The following is a 17,004-nucleotide window of genomic DNA, read 5'->3' as shown; positions in this document are numbered from 1 at the left end:
CGGGTCCCGCACCCCCCACCACACCCCACTTCGCACCCTTATGTCCGAATCACGGCTCCACTACCCGGACTCGTAAGTGACCTGGGTCCCATGAGCGGCCTCACAGCCCGCACCACACCTCCTCACGCCATGCGACGACTCATACGCACCGCGTGCGCCGTGCACGGCCCGTCCTCCCCGGTACCCGCGCGAAAGTTCCCCCTTGGCGGCCACGGCGGGTGAGCTATGTTGAGCGGGATAAGGGCGAAAGGGAGACACACCAGTGCCATCAGGGCAGCAGGCACGTGCGCAGGCGTCCGCGATCACGCCGGGCAAGCGGCGGTCGCCGGGAGTGGAGCCGCTTCCCGCGGACAAGGTGCGCGCCTTGTTCGGCGACCACCGGTTGTCTCCCGCCCAACGGCGCATCGCGCGATACATCACCGACCACCTCACCGAGGCCGCGTTCCTGTCGATCACGGACCTCGCGGAGCGCGTGGGGGTGAGCCAGCCGTCGGTGACCCGCTTCGCGACCTCCCTGGGCTTCAGCGGCTACCCCGCGCTCCGGGAGGCCCTGCAGCCCATCGCGCTGAGCGCGGTCGCCGGGTCCACCGGTACCCGGGAGGAGGACCGGCGCAACGAACTGCAGGCGGCCGTCGACGCCGAGATCGAGAGCCTGCGCGGTCTGCGCCGTGTCTTCGCCGATACCGACCAGGTGCTCGACCTCGGCCGCGAACTCGCCCGGTCGGTTCCCCTGACGGTGCTGGGCCTGCGGATCTCCGTCTCGCTGGCGGAGTACTTCGCGTACGCCGCGAAGCGCATCCATCCGGACGTGCGGCTCGTCTCCCGCGGCGGCAGCGTGGCCTATGACGCCCTGCTCCAGTCGCGGGAGGCGGGCGGGACGTGGGTGCTGGCGTTCGCGATGCCAAGACATGCCAAGGAGATGCTGGCGGCGATACGGGCCGCGCGCAGCACGGGGCTGCGCGTCGCTCTGATCACGGATGTGACGGGCGGGCCGCTGGTGGAGGAGGCCGATGTGGCGCTGACCGCCGGCACCGGCTCCCGCCTCATCTTCGACTCGTACGCGGCCCCCGGGGTCCTCTCCGCGGCCATCCTCCAGGCCATGGCCGACGCCGATCCCGAGCGCACCCAGCTCCGGCTGGAGAAGTACGAGCAGGCCGCCGAGCAGCACGACTTCTTCCTCGAAGACTGACAGCGGCGGGGACCCGCCTTCCGGCTCTCCCCGGCATACACCACGCCGGGGAGAGCCGGACTTTTCGCAGTCAAAGCGAATGAAAATTTTCATACGCTTGATTACTCGGCAGTAAATATATTTACTACAGGTGGCACCGGGGCCCGAACGGGCTGCAGCCGGCTACAGCGCTCGCGACGGCGAGCCCCCGGGGCAAATGGACGCACATCCAGGGACGACACCTCCTCGTCGGCCCGAAGATGTCGTTCCGGGTTAGTCCGCTCCCCTCGGATGGCCCCCCGGAGGCCCCGGTCACCCCCTGGACCGGGGCCACCGGCATGTCCGGGATGCCCGCCCGCCGCCTCCAGGACGCGAAGGCGGCGGACGGGCGCTCGTCGACCGCCCCGGGGAGGGTCAGCCCGTGATGATCGCCGGGTCGCTCACACCCGGCTCGCCGTTCTCGACGTACCCCGCGAGTCTGCGCAGGAACGTGCTGTCCTTGTCGGACGTCACGGACAGGTCGTACCACCGCCGGCTGTCGCGCAGGTCCACGGCGTGGACCACGCGCCCGCCCGCGCGCACCGCGACCGTCTCACGCTTGCCGTTGTAGGCGTTGGCGATCGTGAGACGGCAGTCGGATCCGCCCGCGTTCGTCAGGGTCAGCGAGATGCGTCCGCCGTCCGCCTCGTGGCGGGCGGTCACCTCGGGGCCCGCGATGTCGCCGGCCCCCTTGAACGTGCGCAGGAAGCCGTTCGGGCCGAACACCGACAGATCGTGGGTGCCCCGCGAGTAGGCGGAGTTCCAGGTGTCGGAGAGCTTCTTGCCGGCCTCGGTGGTGTACGTCCACGGTCCGTCCGTACGGTTCCCGGACGTGACGGTGAAACACGCCCCCGCCGCTTCCCCCGCGCTGAAAGTGAGCGTGAAACGCCCGGTCGAGGGCGTCGCGGACCCGTCCACCAGCGGCGCGTAGGGCAGCGGGCGGGTGCGCTTCGTCCCTTTCTCCTGCTTGGGCAGGGAGGGGACGGCGGGAGGCTTCGGCAGGTAATCGGGGTGCCGTTCGTTGTCCTTGGGCTTGTACGCGTCGGTGCCCGGGAGCGAGGCGGCCCCGGTGTGCGCGAGCCGGAAGTCGAAGGCCGAGGTGAGGTCGCCGCAGATGGCGCGCCGCCAGGGGGAGATGTGGGGCTCGCCCACGCCGAAGCGGCGCTCCATGAACCGGAGGATGGACGTGTGGTCGAAGACCTCCGAGCAGACGTAGCCACCCGTGCTCCAGGGGGAGACCACGATCATGGGAACGCGCTGGCCGAGCCCGTAGGGACCGGCCGCGTAGCGGCCGTTCCCGGCGAAGACGTCGAGCTTGGTGTCCACGGTGGAGGCGCCCTGCGCGGCCGAGGCCGGCGGGAACGGCGGGGGGACGTGGTCGAAGTAGCCGTCGTTCTCGTCGTAGGTGATGAACAGCGCGGTTCTGCTCCATACCTCGGGATCGGAGGTGAGGGCGTCCAGTACCCGGGAGATGTACCAGGCGCCGTAGTTCACCGGCCAGTTGGGGTGCTCGGAGAACGCCTCCGGGGCGGCTATCCAGGAGATCTGCGGCAGCTTCCCCGCCCGCACATCGGCCTTGAGACCGTCGAAGTAGCCGTCGCCGTTCTTGACGCTCGTGCCGGTACGCGCCTTGTCGTAGAGGGGGTCCCCGGGCTTGGCGTCGCGGTACTTGTTGAAGTACAGCAGCGAGTTGTCGCCGTAGTTGCCGCGATAGGCGTCCTTGATCCAGCCCCAGGAGCCGGCCGCGTCCAGGCCGTCGCCCGTGTCCTGGTACACCTTCCACGAGACCCCGGCCCGCTCCAGCCGCTCGGGGTAGGTGGTCCAGTCGTAGCCGGCCTCCTCGTTGCCGAGGACGGGGCCGCCGCCCTTGCCGTCGTTCCCGGTGTGACCCGTCCACATGTAATAGCGATTGGGGTCGGTGGCACCGATGAAGGAGCAGTGGTAGGCGTCGCAGACGGTGAACGCGTCGGCCAGCGCGTAGTGGAACGGGATGTCCTCGCGCGTCAGGTACGCCATGGTGCCGGCGGACTTGGCGGGGATCCACTTGTCGTACTTGCCCTGGTTCCAAGCCTTGTGGCCGCCGGCCCAGTCGTGGTTGAGGCCCGCGATGAACTGCATGCCGAGGTCCTTGGCATCCGGCCGGAAGGGCAGCACGTCCTTGCCGCCGTCCGACTGGTGCCACACCGGCTTCCCGCTGCCCAGCGTCACCGGGCGTGGGTCACCGAACCCGCGGACGCCCTTCAGCGAGCCGAAGTAGTGATCGAACGAACGGTTCTCCTGCATCAGCACGACGATGTGCTCGACGTCCTTGATGGTGCCGGTGCGACGCCTGGCGGGGATCGCGGCAGCACGGTCGATGCTGTTCGACAGGGCGGCGAAGCCCGCTGTCGCGCCGGCGATCTGCAGGAAGCGCCGCCGATTGAGTTCAGCCATGAGTCTGGGGACCTCTTGGGGTGTGTGGGCCGGATCGAGCAGGGTGCTCCAAGGGCAACGAGCGCCGGGGAAGGGAATGTGTCGGCAGGGTGAAGGGGCGCGGTACGTGTGGCGAACGTAGCGACCGCCGGCTTCGCCCCGGACAGGCCGGGCGCGGCGGGGTCACCCTCGCGGGCCCGCGCCGAACGGCGGGCCGCGCACGCTGTTCCCTCCTCACGCGGGACGCGGCCGAACCGGCTGACGGTGATCCGGCCGCGAGGATATAGCGGGCGGGCCGCGGAGTGAACAGGGCGTGCGGGCCCGCCTGTTGGGTGGCTTCGGTGCGGTCGGGGGCTCCGCGGTGTCATCGCCGCCGTACCGCCCCGTCGCCGGCCCCCAGGACGGCACCGGTGGCCCGTAGCGCGGCGGTCACCGGCTGGAAGAAGGTCTCGCCGCCCTGGGTGCAGTCACCACTGCCACCGGAGGTGAGCCCCACCGCCGCGTCGTCGGCGAACAACGACCCCCCGCTGTCGCCCGGCTCGGCACACACGTCCGTCTGGATGAGGCCGGTCACGATGTCCCCGTTGCCGTAGTTCACCGTGGCACCGAGGCCGGTCACGGTGCCGTCGTGCAGCCCGGTCGTACTGCCGACGCGTTCCACCCGCATCCCCACGTTCGCCTCGGCGGCCCCGCTGATCTGCCGGACCGTGCCGTTGAGTAGATCGACCGCGCTCGCCGCCCGGGCGTTGGGGTCGTCGTAACCCACCAGGGCGAAGTCACTGCCGGGGAACTGCGAGTCGACGACGGTACCCAGCGGGGTGCCGCCCGCCTGGTCGGCCGACCAGGTCCGTGAGGCGTTGCCGCAGTGACCGGCCGTCAGGAACGCCGGCGCCCCCTGGACCGTGACGTTGAAGCCGAGGGAGCAGCGGGAACCCCCGCCGAATATGGCCGTGCCGCCGACGGGCCCGCCGGCGGCCGGGGCGTCACCGCGTGCCCGCGTTCGTGACCCGGACCGGCCGCTGCCCACCGGCGGCATGCCCTCGTACCGCTTGAACTCGCCCGGCGAACGCCTGACGCGCACCAGGCCACCCATGCCGTCGGTGACCTTCGTCAGGGCGTCGAGCCTGGCCCCGGTCACCGTCCTGTCCGCGGTGACCACGACCTTGTTGGTCTTCGGATCGACCGACCAGGCGGTACCGGGCATCGATGCCTTGTCGCTCAGCGTCCGGGTCGCGCCCCGCAGCGCGGCGGTGCTGTTGCGCACGATCCGCGGTACGGCACCGGTGGCCTTCACGCGCCGCGCCGCTTCCTCGGCCGTCACGTTCACGACCATCCGGCCCGTGGAGCCGTCCAGGTACCAGCCCGCCGTCTTCTCCCGGACATCCGGTTCGAGGGACGCCGCCAGGTGCGCGGCCGACCGCGAGGTGAAGGTCCGCGGCGACCCGGGCCCGTCCGCGCCGGGCTTGTCCGTGCTCGCGTCGGCGTGGGGGAGCAGCGTCGCCGCCGCCACCACGGCGGCGGCAGCGGCGACGGCGATGGCTCCGCGGCGGCGAATGACACGACGGTGGTTCAACGGATCGACCTCCAGCTCGGGGGCGTGATGCGTACGGACGACCGGCGATCGTGTGTGCCGCTGTCCGTACGCGCTTGCCACCCAGTACTACGGGCCCGGCGCCCAGAGGTCTCACGGCTGCTCAAGGTGTGATGAATTCCCGGCACGCACCGCCCCACGACCGTATGCTTCGGCGTTCGCACCCGGTCGCGACACCCGCGCCCGGGCCTTGGTGCGGCCCGGCAGACCTCACGCGTCCGGGGCGCGTCGCACCCCGGCATCGGCGGCGGCCTTGTGCAGCGAGCGCAGGGCGAGCAGCAGAACGCCGATGTCGTCGAGATAGACGGGGTCGGGTACCAGATCGACGGGGGAGACCAGATAGAGCAGGGCTCCCCAGAAAATGAGCTTCTTGTCCCCGGGGACGCCGGCATCACGCAACAGACGCCGGGCCCGGAAGAGCCGGACCGCCACGACCACGGCGGCGACGGCCATCGCCGTGACCAGGACGGCGAGCAAGCTGACAAGGGCCCAGGATTCGCTGCTCATGCAGCACGTCTACCCCGTCGTGCCCGGTCCGTGCGCGGGACGCGCTGCGCGGGCCGGAGGGCGGCGATCGACTCCTCGCCGCGAAGGGCCGGCTGCCGGCCGTTCACCGTGTTCCCGGGGTCGCGGCGTGCCGGCCGCCGTGCGGCGCCGCGCCCCCGGGAACGTGACGGCTCAGTGCAGTGCGGCGAGCGCCTCCGCGCTGAACGCCGTGAGTTCGTCGGTGCGCCCGTCGAGGACCTTCGCGACCCACTCGGGGTCACCCAGCAGGGCCCGCCCGATCGCCACGAGGTCGAACTCGTCCCGCTCCAGCCTGTCCAGCAGCCCGTCGATGTCGGCGACGCCGCTGCCCTCGCCCCGGAACGCCGTGAGGAACTCCTGGTCGAGACCGACCGAGCCGACGCTGATCGTCGCCTTGCCCGTGACCTTCTTCGCCCAGCCCGCGAGGTTGAGGTCCGAGCCGTCGAACTCCGGCAGCCAGTAGCGGCGCGTGGAGCAGTGGAAGGCATCGGCCCCCGCCTCGGCGAGCGGGCTCAGGACGGCCTCCAGCTCCTGCGGGGATTCGGCGAGCCGCGCCTGGTAGTCACCCATCTTCCACTGGGACATCCGGAAGATGATCGGGAAGTCCGGTGACACCGCCCGGCGGCAGGCCGCCACGATCTCCGCGGCGAAACGGGTCCGGGAGACGAGATCGCCTCCGTAGGCGTCCGTGCGCCGGTTGGTGCGGGCCCAGAGGAACTGGTCGATGAGATAGCCGTGGGCACCGTGCAGTTCGATGCCGTCGAAACCGTTCGCCTCGGCCGCGGCGGCGCCGGCCGCGAAGGCGGAGATCACGTCGTCCAGGTCGGACCGTGTCATCGTCCGTCCCGGCTCCGACGCGTCCAGCGGCACCCCCGACGGGCCGACGCGCGGGGCCTCCGGTACCGGCGGGGCACCGACGGCCCGTGCCATCCCCACGTGCCACAACTGCGGCACGATCGCCCCGCCCGCACGGTGCACCGCGTCCGCCACGCCGGCCCAGCCCGCGAGCGCGTCCTCGCCGTGGAACCGGGGAACGCGAGCGCTGGTGCCCGCCGAGGCGTGGCCGACATACGTCCCCTCGGTGATGATCAGGCCCACGCCGCCCGCCGCCCGTCGCGCGTAATACTCGGCCACATCGGCCCCCGGCACACCACCGGGCGAGAACTCACGGGTCATCGGAGCCATGGCGGTCCGGTTCCGGACGGTGAGGCTTCCCAGGGAGACGGGACGGGCGAGTACCTCCGTCGCACGGGCGGCCGAGCTGCTGGATATCAAGACATTCACCTTCGGTCGACAAGGGGCGCGTGCCACGACCGGCACGCACCTCCCCACCAACCCCGGCACCTACCGATCCGATTCCCGGCCGGCCGGGATATTTCCGCTCCCGCACCGTCGGCGGTACCGGTCCCTTGTGGCCGGTACCACCCCCGCCCGGCTCATTCCGAACGCCGCCTCCCTGACGCCCCATCCCTCATCGCGGAATGCGAAGCGGAATGTGAATCCGAAGCTCCCGAGCCACCGGAACCGGCCAGTCCGGTGGGCTCCCGGCGTGACGTGAAGGACGTCACACCAGGAGCGAAGCCGTTCGCGTCCAAGCCCCCTTACGCATGGAGAACAGCGTCGTCCTGCCGACGGGGAGGCCGGCCGGGCGTCCGTGGACGGCGGCGTCGCCGGGAAACACGGCCACTCAAGGCCCAAGGACCCCATCCGGTGACCGATTCGCCGCGTCGGCGACTGGCGCAAAACCCTGAGGCATATGTCAGAGCACGCCTCTACCGTGGTTCTCATGTCCCCGACTCCCCTGGACGCCCAAGCACTGAACGCCGAAATCCGCGCGTTCTTGCGCGCGCGGCGAGGCCGGGCTCTGACGGTGGCGGAGCGTCGGCGGTACGAAAGGCTGCGCGCGGAATGGCTGGCGGCCGTACGCCGGGCCCGACACCGCACCGCGGCCTAGCGGTCGGGCCACGGGACGCGCTCCGCGAGGAGCGTCCACTCCTCGTCGTCGTGGCAGGGGACACTCCGACCGGCGGCGGCCCAGCGAGCGGCCAGCGCCTCGAAGATGGGGGTGTTGTCGGCCGGGCCTCGCGGGGGCGTGTCGTTGCCGGGGGCGATGACCGGCATGGGCCGCATCGTCGTCATACGCGTTCAACGGCCCGTCGGCGGAGGAGGTCACGCGACCGCCCCGTAATGGCTCAGCAGCCGTAGGCCCAGGTGGTCCGGGCGGGAGAAGCCGCGGTCAAGGGCCGCCGCCCCGCCTCCCCGGGCACGCTGGTGTGTAGATCCGGTTGTCGTGTATACGGGCCCGCTGGGGGCGGGGACGGCCCGGCACCCGCGACCCGAACCCGTGTCCCTACGCGCCGACCGCCACGCACGCCGTAGGCGACTGGCCACCCAACTCCCCTGTGAACGCCCCGAATTCGTCGGCAGTGACCCGCCCGTGCCGCACGCCTCCGGCGAAGATCACGGACCTCGCCGGAGGCGGGCGGCGGTCCGGAGCGCTGCCGTCCGCCTCGGTGGGCCCTTCCCGCCGTTTCCGGCCACTGGCCGATCCGCGCGAGCGCACGGCGGGGCGGGGCGCCGCCGATGCCGCCCGCGAGCCCGCCGTGTCCGGATCCGCCCCGGACCACCGGGTGTAGACCGCCCCTGGATGGATAAGGATCGGCCGGGGCGGTGCCTTGCGGCGGCCCGCCCGCCTTGTGCATCAGGGGAGGGACGTCTGCTATGGATGGTGCCCCGTTATATCTGGAGCCACGGCTGGAACAGCCGATGGCGTCGTTGCTGGAGTCGGCGGCGTTCCTCCACACCCTGGTCGACGCGCTGGGTTCGCCGCTCAATGTCGTACTGCCCGACCGGATCGCGGAGAACGTCGAGCGCTTCCGCCGCGTCTACCACCGGCACAGCCTGGCCGGCCAGGTGTTCTTCGCCCACAAGGCGAATCGTTCCAGCGCCTTGGTGCGCCGGCTGGCGATGACGAACGCCGCCGTCGACGTGGCGTCGCTGGGCGAACTCCAGCATGCCCTCGGCGCCGGATTCCGCCCGGAGCGCGTCGTCGCGACCGGTCCCAAGGACCCGGAGTTCCTGTGGCTCGCCGCCCGCTGCGGCGTCACCGTCAGCATCGACGGGCCGGCGGAGCTGGAAGACCTCGCCGCCCTCGTGCGCGGCTACGAGCTGCCCCCGGTGCCGGTGTTGCTGCGGTTGTCGGAGTTCGAGACGACCGGAGCCAAGGTGCTGTCGCGGCAGAGCCGCTTCGGCTCCTCCATGAAGTCGCTGCCCAAGCTGCTGGACGCGGTGGAACGCCACCGGGACGTCCTTCGGCCCAGTGGCGTCGCCTACCACCTCGACACCACCAGTCTCGACGAGAAGGCGACGGCCCTCGAAGGCTGTCTGAGGGCCATGGACGAGCTGCGCCGCCGGGGATTCACGCCCCGCTCCATCGACATCGGTGGCGGATTCGGCGTCAACTACCTTGCCCACGGCGCCCAATGGGACCGGTACACCACCGAACTCACCCACGCCGTCCTCGGCAGGCGCCCACCCCTGACCCGGGGCGGGCACGGCTACGGCCTCCGAGCCGAAGGCGGCACCCTCCGCGGCGCCCTGAGCCTGTACCCGGCCCACCGCCCGGTCGCCGGAGCCGACTACCTCGACGCCCTGCTGTCGCGGCCCGCCCCCGGCCTGAACCGGCCGCTGGGCACCCTCCTCCTGGAGAACCTCTACGACCTGTACACCGAGCCCGGCCGGGCACTGCTGGACCAGTGCGGGCTGTCCCTGGCGAAGGTGCTGGAGGTGCGGTGCCCGGACAACGGCACCCCCCTCGTACGCCTCGCGATGACGGCCGACGACGTCAGCCTGGAGGAACACGGCGTCCTCATGGACCCGGTGCTCCTCGCCCGCGGCGAAGCCCCCGCCGCGGCCGACGGCGAACGGCGCCCGGTGGGCGTCCACCTCGCCGGCAGCCTCTGCCTGGAGGCGGACCTGATCACCCGCAGAACGGTGTACCTGCCCCGTATGCCACGGCCGGGCGACCTCCTATGCTTCGCCAACACCGCCGGGTACTGCATGGACTTCAGCGCCACCCACGCGCAGCGCCGGCCCGCCGCGCCGAAGGTCGCCGTACACCGCGAGGGCGGCCACTGGCGCTGGTGTCCCGACGAGCGGTACTGGCCCATCACACATCCGGGAGGGCACGAGGCATGAGGTACGACAGCATCACCGACGCCATCGGCGGCACCCCGCTGGTACGCATCGACCCGGCCGTGCACGGCCTGCGCACCATCGACCTCTACGCGAAGCTGGAGATGCTCAACCCCTTCGGATCGGTCAAGGACCGGGCGGCCTGGAACATGGTGCGCCCCGGGCTGCCCGGAGCCGTGCGGGACGGCGAGACGGTCGTGGAACTGTCCAGCGGCAACACGGCCAAGGCCCTCGCGGTCATCGCCGGCATGCACGGACTGCCGTTCAAGAGCGTCACCAACCGGATGCGGGTGCCGGAGATCAAGGACCTGCTCCTGCTGCTCGGCGCCGAGATCGAGGAACTGCCCGGACAGACCGAGTGCCTCGACCCGACCAACACCGACGACCCGCTCACCCTCTTCCACCAGGAATTGTCGCGGCCGGGAAGCCCCAGCCTCCACACCGACCAGTACTTCAACGCCCGCAACACCGAGTCCCATGCCACGGGCACCGGACCGGAGATCCTCGCGGACCTCGACGGGCGGGCACCGGACTTCTTCGTCGCCTGCGTCGGCACCGCCGGCTCCTCCACCGGGGTGGCCGGGGTCCTGCGCGCCCACGACCCCGCCGTGCGCGTCGTCGGCCTGGTCGCCCAGAAATCGGACTTCATACCCGGCATCCGCACCATCGACGAAGTACAGGAGGTCGGTCTCTTCGACCCCGCCACCTACGACGCCATCGAGGCCGTGAGCGCCGACGAGGCCATCGACGGGATGCTGACGCTGGTACGGCGCTGCGGCATCCTCGGCGGCCCCACCGGCGGGGCCGCGTACTTCGGGGCGCTGCGCCATCTGCGCCCCTTCGACACGGAGCCGGCGCCGCGCAGGACGGCCGTCTTCATCGTCTGCGACCGCGTCGAGAGCTACGTCGGCTATGTGCGCCGACACCGTCCCGAACTGCTGGGCAGGCCGCCGGTCAGGAACTCCGTGGCCGCGCTCACCGAAGCCGAGGCGGCGGCCGCCACGGTGATCGATACCGCCGACGCACGGAAGTGGATCGCCGAGGAACACCCCCTGGTGGTCGACCTGCGGGGCTCCTTCGCCTACGCCGCGCTGCACATCGAGGGCTCGGTCAACATCGTCGACGAACTCTTCGACGAACTCGTACGCGGCGGCCTGCCGTTCAGCAAACGCCAGGCCGTGCTGCTGGCGTGCCCCGTCGGTGAGAAGTCCGCCCGCTATGCCGCCCTGCTGACCCGGATGGGCCATCCCGACGTCCGCAGCCTGGCAGGCGGCATCATCGCCTGGCGCGACGCGGGCGCCCCGCTGGAGCGTGGCTGACATGGACCGGCCGCTGGAGGACCTGCGCGCCTGGCAACGCCCGTTGCGTGCCGAGTTCCCGATCATCGTGAACCATCCGGAGCTGGCCTATCTGGACAGCGCGGCCACCGCGCAGAAGCCAAGGGCGGTCCTCGACGCCGTGCAGGCGTACCTCACCACCTCCAACGCCAACTCCGGCCGCGGTACCTACCCCTGGGCCAATGCCACGACGGCGCTGGTGGAGCGGACCCGCGACCGGGTCAAGGAGTTCCTGGGCGACCCCGCCCCGGACCGCTCGGCCGTCCACTTCACCAGCGGCACCACCGAGGGGCTGCGCACCGTGGCCCGCGACTGGCTGCCCGCCCTCCTGACCGACGGCGACGAGATCGTCGTGCCCTTCGCCGACCACCAGGCGAACCTCTCGCCCTGGCTGGAGGCACGGCAACTGCTGGCCCGCCAGGGAACCCGGGTGACGGTCCGGGCCCTGCCCTACCAGGAGAGTTCGGGAGACTACGACCACCGGGCCCTGGCGGAACTCGTCGGCCCCCGCACCCGCTTCATCGCCGCCACCCACGTCCACCACGTCTACGGCGGCGACATGAACGTGCACCGCATCCGCCGGGCGGTCGGCCCCGAGGTGCCGATCTGTCTGGACGCCGCCCAGAGCATCGGCCACCTGCCCGTCTCCGTGGCCGACCTCGACGTGGACTTCCTGGTCTTCTCCGGCCACAAGGCCCTCGCCCTGCCGGGCTCCGGAGCGATCTGGTCCCGTGGAACGCGCGGGCCCCGGCTGCGCCCCGGAGGGTGGAGCGGCACCCCCAACACCGCCGGCATCGCCGGTCTGGCGGCCGCCCTCGACTGGCTGGACGCGGCCGGTCCGGACCGGATCGAACAATGGACCGTCGCCCTCGCGGCCAGGCTCACCGACGGCCTGCACCGGCTGCCGGCGTACGAGGTGCTGGGCTGCCCGCTGAGTCTTGCGGCCGGGTCCCGGGTGCAGCGGCGCCGGAGCATCGTGGCCTTCCGGCACCGCGACGTCAACTCCAACGACCTCGGGTTCATCCTCTTCAGCCATGGATTCATGGTGCGCTCCGACGGCCACTGCCAGGCCGGAGCCGAAGGGGAGAACGGCTCCGTGCGGGTGAGTCTGCACATCCACAACACCCCAGAGGAGATCGACGCGTTGCTCGCCGCCCTCGCTAAACTACAATGATTGTCAATATCACCAGATCCGTGGGCGGGTGAGATGGCTGAGGTGCGCAGCAGGCCGGGTGTGAGCGCGGCGACGGCGGCACGCTGGGTGAAGCGCTGGGAAGGCCAGCAGCAACGGTACGCGGTCGACCGTGAGGAGCGCTTCACCGTGATCGCCGACGTGGTCGACCACGTCACGGCGGGCCGCGCGAGACCTCTGGTCGTCGACCTCGGCTGCGGCCCGGGAGCGCTGGCGGCACGCCTCGCTCGCCGACTGCCGCACGCGGAGGTCCTGGCCGTCGACGCCGACCCGCTGCTGCTCGAACTCGGGCGCACCTACTACGGCCCCTCGGTCCGCTACGTCGAAACGGTGATCGGGGCACCGGGCTGGCTCAGAACCCTCGGCCTGGACCGCCCCCTGGACGCGGCCGTCTCGACGACCGCACTGCACTACCTCGGCGAACGCACCCTGCGGCAGGTCTACCGGCAACTCGCCGCCCTGCTGCGCCCCGGCGGGATCCTCGTCAACGGCGACCACCTCTGCCAGGACGCCGCGAAGATCTCCAGGATCGCCACCGCCGTCGGACGCCGCTGGGCGGAGCGCAGGGCGGTGCTGGCCCACGAGGACTGGCACTCCTGGTGGACGGCGATGGAAGCCGACCCGGAGCTGGCCCCCCTCCTCGCCGAACGCCGCACCCGCCCGCTCCCGAGCAGCCAGGGCGAGGACCTGACGCTCTCCCGCCACATCACGCTCCTGCGCGAAGCGGGATTCGAGCACGCCGGCGCGGTCTGGCAATTCGGCAACAGCCATGTCCTGGTGGCGGTGCGCTGACCCACCGTCACGTGACCGCTTTTCCCCGCTCCGTCGCGACCGGCCCAGGCCGTGTCCGGCGGATCTTCGGCTACCGACATACCAGCCCGTCCGGCGCTTGAGGACACCGCCGCGCAGCAGTGGTGCGGACGCCACGGGCCGCAGCGCCCGCCCACATAATCCGCCGGACACGGCCTAGGCGCGCTGGTAGCGCAGCAGGACGACACCGTTGCCGAAGGCGTGCGTGCCGGTGAGCCGGAGAGCGGTTCTGCGGTCCGACGTGGGGAACAACGGTTTGCCCCGACCGATGAGGACCGGGTGCACATAGACGCGGTACTCGTCGATCAGATCGTGCCGCATGAAGGCCGCGGCCAGGTCGGCACCGCTCAGCGCCAGATCTCCGCCGGGCTGCGCCTTGAGGGCCGTGATCTCGTCCACGTCGACGTCCCGCATGACGGTGGTGTTCCAGTCCGCCCGTTCCAGCGTCCGGGAAAACACGATCTTGGGCTTGTCCCGCCAGATGCGGGCGAAGTCGGCCATGGGGCCGGTGACCGAGGGATCGGCGTCGGCGGTCGGCCAGAACGCGGCCATGAGTTCATGGGTGACCCGCCCGCTGAGGATGGCGCCCATCTTCTCGATCTGTTCGTTGAAGTGCCGGTGCAGCTCGTCGTCGACGAGGTGCCAGTCGATCCGGCGGTCCGGTCCTTCGATGAACCCGTCCAGGGACACCGACATCATCAAGATGAGTTTGCGCATCGCGGATCCTCGCCGGAGGCATCGGGGGGTGTGGCCGAGACGATACGCCCCGGCACACCTCCGGGCCCCTCGACGGGGCCGTGCGGGTCCGCGTCACGGGGCGGGGGGAAGGCCGTCCGGGTTGAGGTGATCGACCAGCCGGTACAGAAGGCTGTGCGCGGTCGCTCGTTCCGCTGGGGAGAGCACGGACAGCAGGGCGTCGTTGACGCCCTTGACGAGGGCCTGGGCGCGCTCGGTGAGGTGTCGGCCGTCCTCGGTGATGTGCAGGCACAGCACCCGTCGGTTGGTCGGATGCGGGCGCCGTTCCAGCATGCCCCGCTCGACCAGACCGTTCACGGCGGCACCCATGGACTGGGCCGTGACGCCGGTGCGCCGGGCGGCGTCCGCGCTGGAGATCCCGGGGCTGCGGGCGATGTGCATCAGGGCGGTGTGCTGGACCAGCGTCAGGTCCAGCACGCGCAGTTCCCTCTCCAGGCGCGTGCCCATGACCTGGGAGAACTGCCAGGCCAGATAGCCGGTCGTCGCGGACTGTTCGTTCATGGGCACCGACTGTTCATTCATGGACACCACTTGTAAGGCACCTTACATCTCCTGATAGGGTTATCAGGCAGCTTACAAGTTTGGATGGTCTTCGTGTCGCTCCCCACCTCCTCCCGCCCCGCCGCCGCGCGGCAGGCGCCCCCGCACTCCGGCATACCGGACACCGCCCCGGCCGCACACCCGCAGGGCGGCCTCAAGGGCGTACTCCTCCCGGTCGCCGTCGTGCTCGCGATCGGAACGATCTTCGTCAGCGTTTACCTCGCCGCCTTCCACGCCCCCCGGCCGCACGATCTGCCGGTCGCCGCGGTGGGCACGTCGCAGGAGATCCAGCGACTCGAGAAGGGCCTGGAGACGGCCCTGCCCGGCGGCTTCGCCGTACGGTCCTACGGTGACGAGAGCGCGGCCCGCAAGGCCGTAGAGCACCGCGACGTCTTCGCCGCCTACCTCGTCGGCCACGGCGAGCCGACCCTCGTGTACGCCGGCGCCAACGGCCCCTCGGTCACCGGCACCCTCACCGGGGCCTTCGGGCCGGTCGCCAAGGCGGACGGCCACCGGCTCGCCCAGGAAGACATCCTTCCCACCTCCAAGGGCGACACCCGCGGCCTGTCGATCTTCTACGCGGCCTTCGGCCTGGTCCTGGCCGGCTATCTGTTCGGCATGATGACCTACCAGGCCGCTCCCACCCTGCGCTTCCGGCAGCGCATGGCCAGCCTCGCGCTCTTCGGCGTCCTGGGCGGCATCATCATCGCCCTCCTCGCCGGAAGCACCGGATTCGGCGCACTGCCCGGCTCGTTCGTCGGGATCGCCGGGATGACCGCGCTGATGGCGATGGCGGCAGGCGGCGCGACCATGGTGTTCATCCGGTGGACCGGGGCGGCGGGCGCCGGGCTCGCCTCGGTCGTCCTGCTGACCCTCGGCAACAGCACCAGCGGAGGCGTCATGCCCGCCCCATACCTGCCCGGCTGGCTGCACCCGCTGTCCGAAGTCCTGCCCGTCGGCGCCGGCGTCCGCGCCCTGCAGGGGCTGGCGTACTTCCACCACGACGGCCTGGTCCGCGGCATCGTCGTACTGGCCATCTGGATCGTCGCCTGCGTGGGACTGCTCTACCTGCGCGACACGCGCGGCGCCCGCGACCGGAAGGCTGCCGCCGCCTGAACCGGGCTACGCGAAGCGGGCCCGCCCGGCTGGGCGGGCCCGAAAGGCTCACCCGGGCGGGCGTCCGGGTCGGCCGGACGTCCGGCGCAGCACCAAGCTGAGGAATCCCCACGTGTCCCGGTAGACGCGCAGCCATTCCGAACGGTGGGTGGTGGCCGCCGTGAGCGCCTGAGCGCTCCCCGGGTCGTCGGAGTGGTCCAGGGCCCACGTGGCCAGAGTCCCCGTCCAGGCCCATTCGTAGGCGTCCAGCTCGCGGCGTGTGCTGACGTGTCCGTGCACGGGAGTCCACCCGTCGGCGACCACGCGGTCCGTCGTGGTCACCAGGTCCTCGAAGTCTCCGAGCATCTCGACTGCTTCCGGGCCGGGGGCGTGCTCCCAGAATCCGTCGCCGATCAGGACGCGCCCGCCGGGGGCCAGGTGCTCGCGCGCCGCCGCGAGCGTGGGGAGCAGCCCACCGAAGGCGTGTTTGGAACCGACGCAGAGCACCAGGTCGAACGCGTGCGGGGAGACGAAGTCCGCCGCGTCCCGGTGGTGCAGTACGAGGCGGTCCTCGACCCCGAGCCCGACCGCGGCCTCGTGGGCCCGCGACAGGGCCGCCTCGGAGATGTCCACCCCCTCGGCCCGTAGACGCGGATGGGTGGCCAGCGCGCGCAGCAGCCATTCCCCGCCGCCACAGCCGAGGTCGAGTATCCGCTCGTCGCCCCGGGGAATGCCGTGCTGCAGGAGTGTGCGCACCGAGTCGTCGTCGAGCGGGGCCGCGATCGGGTGATCGGCGTGTGCGAGCAGGGAGATCCGTTCACGATTCATCGGCGCAGCGTGTCAGCGGCGGATGTCGCCGCGCACCTGCTTTTCGTCTCCGAGCGGGACGGGCCCCTGGACCATCGCGCTGCTCGGGCCGACGTGGGCCGGAGGTTCACGCGATCGCACGCCCCGGCCGACGGCCGAGTGATCGTCGGGTGTGATAGCAAGGGAAACGGCGGAAATCGCCCCGAAAAGCCCATGACGAGAGGAGTCGGCATGTCCTCGAAGCGGCGCCGCAAGAAGAAGGCACGTCGTAAGCACGCAGCGAACCACGGTCGACGGCCTCAGTGCTGAGGTAAGCCGCAGAGCCGGAGACGGCTCGGGTTCACGACAGGGCGGCCCCCGAGGGTGCCGCCCTGTCGATCGTTCATCCGCCGATACGTCGCGTGACCGCACGTTCACGCTCTGGGTGTGTGGTTGTGAGGCCGCTCATGGGGCCTGGATCACTTACGAGTCCGGGTAGTGGGGCCCTGATTCGGACATAAGGGTGCGAAGTGGGGTGTGGTGGGGGGTGCGGGACTCC

16 protein-coding genes are annotated in these 17,004 nt (G+C 71.2%); 8 read left to right on the top strand and 8 right to left on the bottom strand.

What is annotated here, in order from left to right; all coding sequences use genetic code 11:
- Positions 1 to 262: 262 nt before the first annotated feature.
- Entirely contained in the window at positions 263 to 1,189 is a 927-nt protein-coding gene (locus tag ACZ6MA_RS33705; protein WP_469438697.1) for a MurR/RpiR family transcriptional regulator, read from the top strand.
- 393 nt (positions 1,190 to 1,582) lie between these two features.
- Here the strand turns inward: ACZ6MA_RS33705 and ACZ6MA_RS33700 are convergent, their stop codons facing one another.
- From ACZ6MA_RS33700 to ACZ6MA_RS33685, 4 genes are all read right to left on the bottom strand, one after another.
- Complete coding sequence (locus ACZ6MA_RS33700; protein ID WP_469438695.1) at positions 1,583 to 3,640, bottom strand: phosphocholine-specific phospholipase C; 2,058 nt, start codon at positions 3,638 to 3,640, stop codon at positions 1,583 to 1,585.
- Between the two features lie 343 nt (positions 3,641 to 3,983).
- A complete protein-coding gene (locus tag ACZ6MA_RS33695; RefSeq protein ID WP_469438694.1) occupies positions 3,984 to 5,192 on the bottom strand; it encodes a S1 family peptidase in 1,209 nt (402 codons plus the stop codon).
- A gap of 228 nt (positions 5,193 to 5,420) precedes the next feature.
- Positions 5,421 to 5,717: a YkvA family protein gene (locus tag ACZ6MA_RS33690; protein WP_469438692.1), complete on the bottom strand. Its 297-nt coding sequence runs from the start codon at positions 5,715 to 5,717 to the stop codon at positions 5,421 to 5,423.
- 171 nt (positions 5,718 to 5,888) lie between these two features.
- Positions 5,889 to 7,010, bottom strand: coding sequence for an NADH:flavin oxidoreductase (locus ACZ6MA_RS33685; RefSeq protein WP_469438691.1), 1,122 nt, complete (start codon positions 7,008 to 7,010; stop codon positions 5,889 to 5,891).
- A 511-nt stretch (positions 7,011 to 7,521) separates the two neighbouring features.
- Here ACZ6MA_RS33685 and ACZ6MA_RS33680 point away from each other — a divergent pair.
- The gene (locus ACZ6MA_RS33680) at positions 7,522 to 7,689 is read left to right on the top strand and encodes a hypothetical protein (protein ID WP_469438690.1); all 168 of its coding nucleotides are present in this window, start codon (positions 7,522 to 7,524) and stop codon (positions 7,687 to 7,689) included.
- Here ACZ6MA_RS33680 and ACZ6MA_RS33675 read toward each other — a convergent pair.
- Positions 7,686 to 7,856 carry a hypothetical protein gene (locus ACZ6MA_RS33675; RefSeq protein ID WP_469438689.1) on the bottom strand — a complete coding sequence of 57 codons (171 nt, stop codon included), beginning with the start codon at positions 7,854 to 7,856 and terminating at the stop codon, positions 7,686 to 7,688. The genes ACZ6MA_RS33680 and ACZ6MA_RS33675 overlap by 4 nt on opposite strands.
- A 600-nt stretch (positions 7,857 to 8,456) precedes the next feature.
- On the opposite strand from ACZ6MA_RS33675, the gene ACZ6MA_RS33670 reads away from it, so the two are divergent.
- From ACZ6MA_RS33670 to ACZ6MA_RS33655, 4 genes are read left to right on the top strand one after another with little or no spacing between them, the layout of a single operon-like run.
- Entirely contained in the window at positions 8,457 to 9,932 is a 1,476-nt protein-coding gene (locus tag ACZ6MA_RS33670) for a Y4yA family PLP-dependent enzyme (protein ID WP_469438688.1), read from the top strand.
- Complete coding sequence (locus tag ACZ6MA_RS33665; protein ID WP_469438687.1) at positions 9,929 to 11,248, top strand: pyridoxal-phosphate dependent enzyme; 1,320 nt, start codon at positions 9,929 to 9,931, stop codon at positions 11,246 to 11,248. The genes ACZ6MA_RS33670 and ACZ6MA_RS33665 overlap by 4 nt, the downstream gene beginning before the upstream one ends.
- Before the next feature lies 1 nt (position 11,249).
- Entirely contained in the window at positions 11,250 to 12,440 is a 1,191-nt protein-coding gene (locus tag ACZ6MA_RS33660) for an aminotransferase class V-fold PLP-dependent enzyme (protein ID WP_469438686.1), read from the top strand.
- Between the two features lie 33 nt (positions 12,441 to 12,473).
- Positions 12,474 to 13,250 (top strand): class I SAM-dependent methyltransferase, encoded by a 777-nt coding sequence (locus ACZ6MA_RS33655; RefSeq protein WP_469438685.1) that lies wholly within the window; start codon positions 12,474 to 12,476, stop codon positions 13,248 to 13,250.
- A 174-nt stretch (positions 13,251 to 13,424) separates the two neighbouring features.
- Here ACZ6MA_RS33655 and ACZ6MA_RS33650 read toward each other — a convergent pair whose 3' ends face one another.
- Entirely contained in the window at positions 13,425 to 13,985 is a 561-nt protein-coding gene (locus ACZ6MA_RS33650) for a dihydrofolate reductase family protein (RefSeq protein ID WP_469438684.1), read from the bottom strand.
- Between the two features lie 93 nt (positions 13,986 to 14,078).
- Positions 14,079 to 14,525 (bottom strand): MarR family winged helix-turn-helix transcriptional regulator, encoded by a 447-nt coding sequence (locus tag ACZ6MA_RS33645; RefSeq protein WP_469438683.1) that lies wholly within the window; start codon positions 14,523 to 14,525, stop codon positions 14,079 to 14,081.
- A 93-nt stretch (positions 14,526 to 14,618) separates the two neighbouring features.
- Here ACZ6MA_RS33645 and ACZ6MA_RS33640 point away from each other — a divergent pair, with 93 nt between their 5' ends.
- Positions 14,619 to 15,680: an ABC-2 transporter permease gene (locus ACZ6MA_RS33640; protein WP_469438681.1), complete on the top strand. Its 1,062-nt coding sequence runs from the start codon at positions 14,619 to 14,621 to the stop codon at positions 15,678 to 15,680.
- A 48-nt stretch (positions 15,681 to 15,728) separates the two neighbouring features.
- On the opposite strand, the gene ACZ6MA_RS33635 is transcribed toward ACZ6MA_RS33640, so the two are convergent.
- Positions 15,729 to 16,487 carry an SAM-dependent methyltransferase gene (locus ACZ6MA_RS33635; RefSeq protein ID WP_469438680.1) on the bottom strand — a complete coding sequence of 253 codons (759 nt, stop codon included), beginning with the start codon at positions 16,485 to 16,487 and terminating at the stop codon, positions 15,729 to 15,731.
- Between the two features lie 192 nt (positions 16,488 to 16,679).
- Here ACZ6MA_RS33635 and ACZ6MA_RS33630 point away from each other — a divergent pair, with 192 nt between their 5' ends.
- The gene (locus tag ACZ6MA_RS33630) at positions 16,680 to 16,775 is read left to right on the top strand and encodes a hypothetical protein (RefSeq protein WP_469438679.1); all 96 of its coding nucleotides are present in this window, start codon (positions 16,680 to 16,682) and stop codon (positions 16,773 to 16,775) included.
- Positions 16,776 to 17,004 lie beyond the last annotated feature (229 nt).

Source organism: Streptomyces sp. NPDC042259 (assembly GCF_055582085.1).
This window is presented reverse-complemented; position numbering and strand designations above follow the sequence as displayed.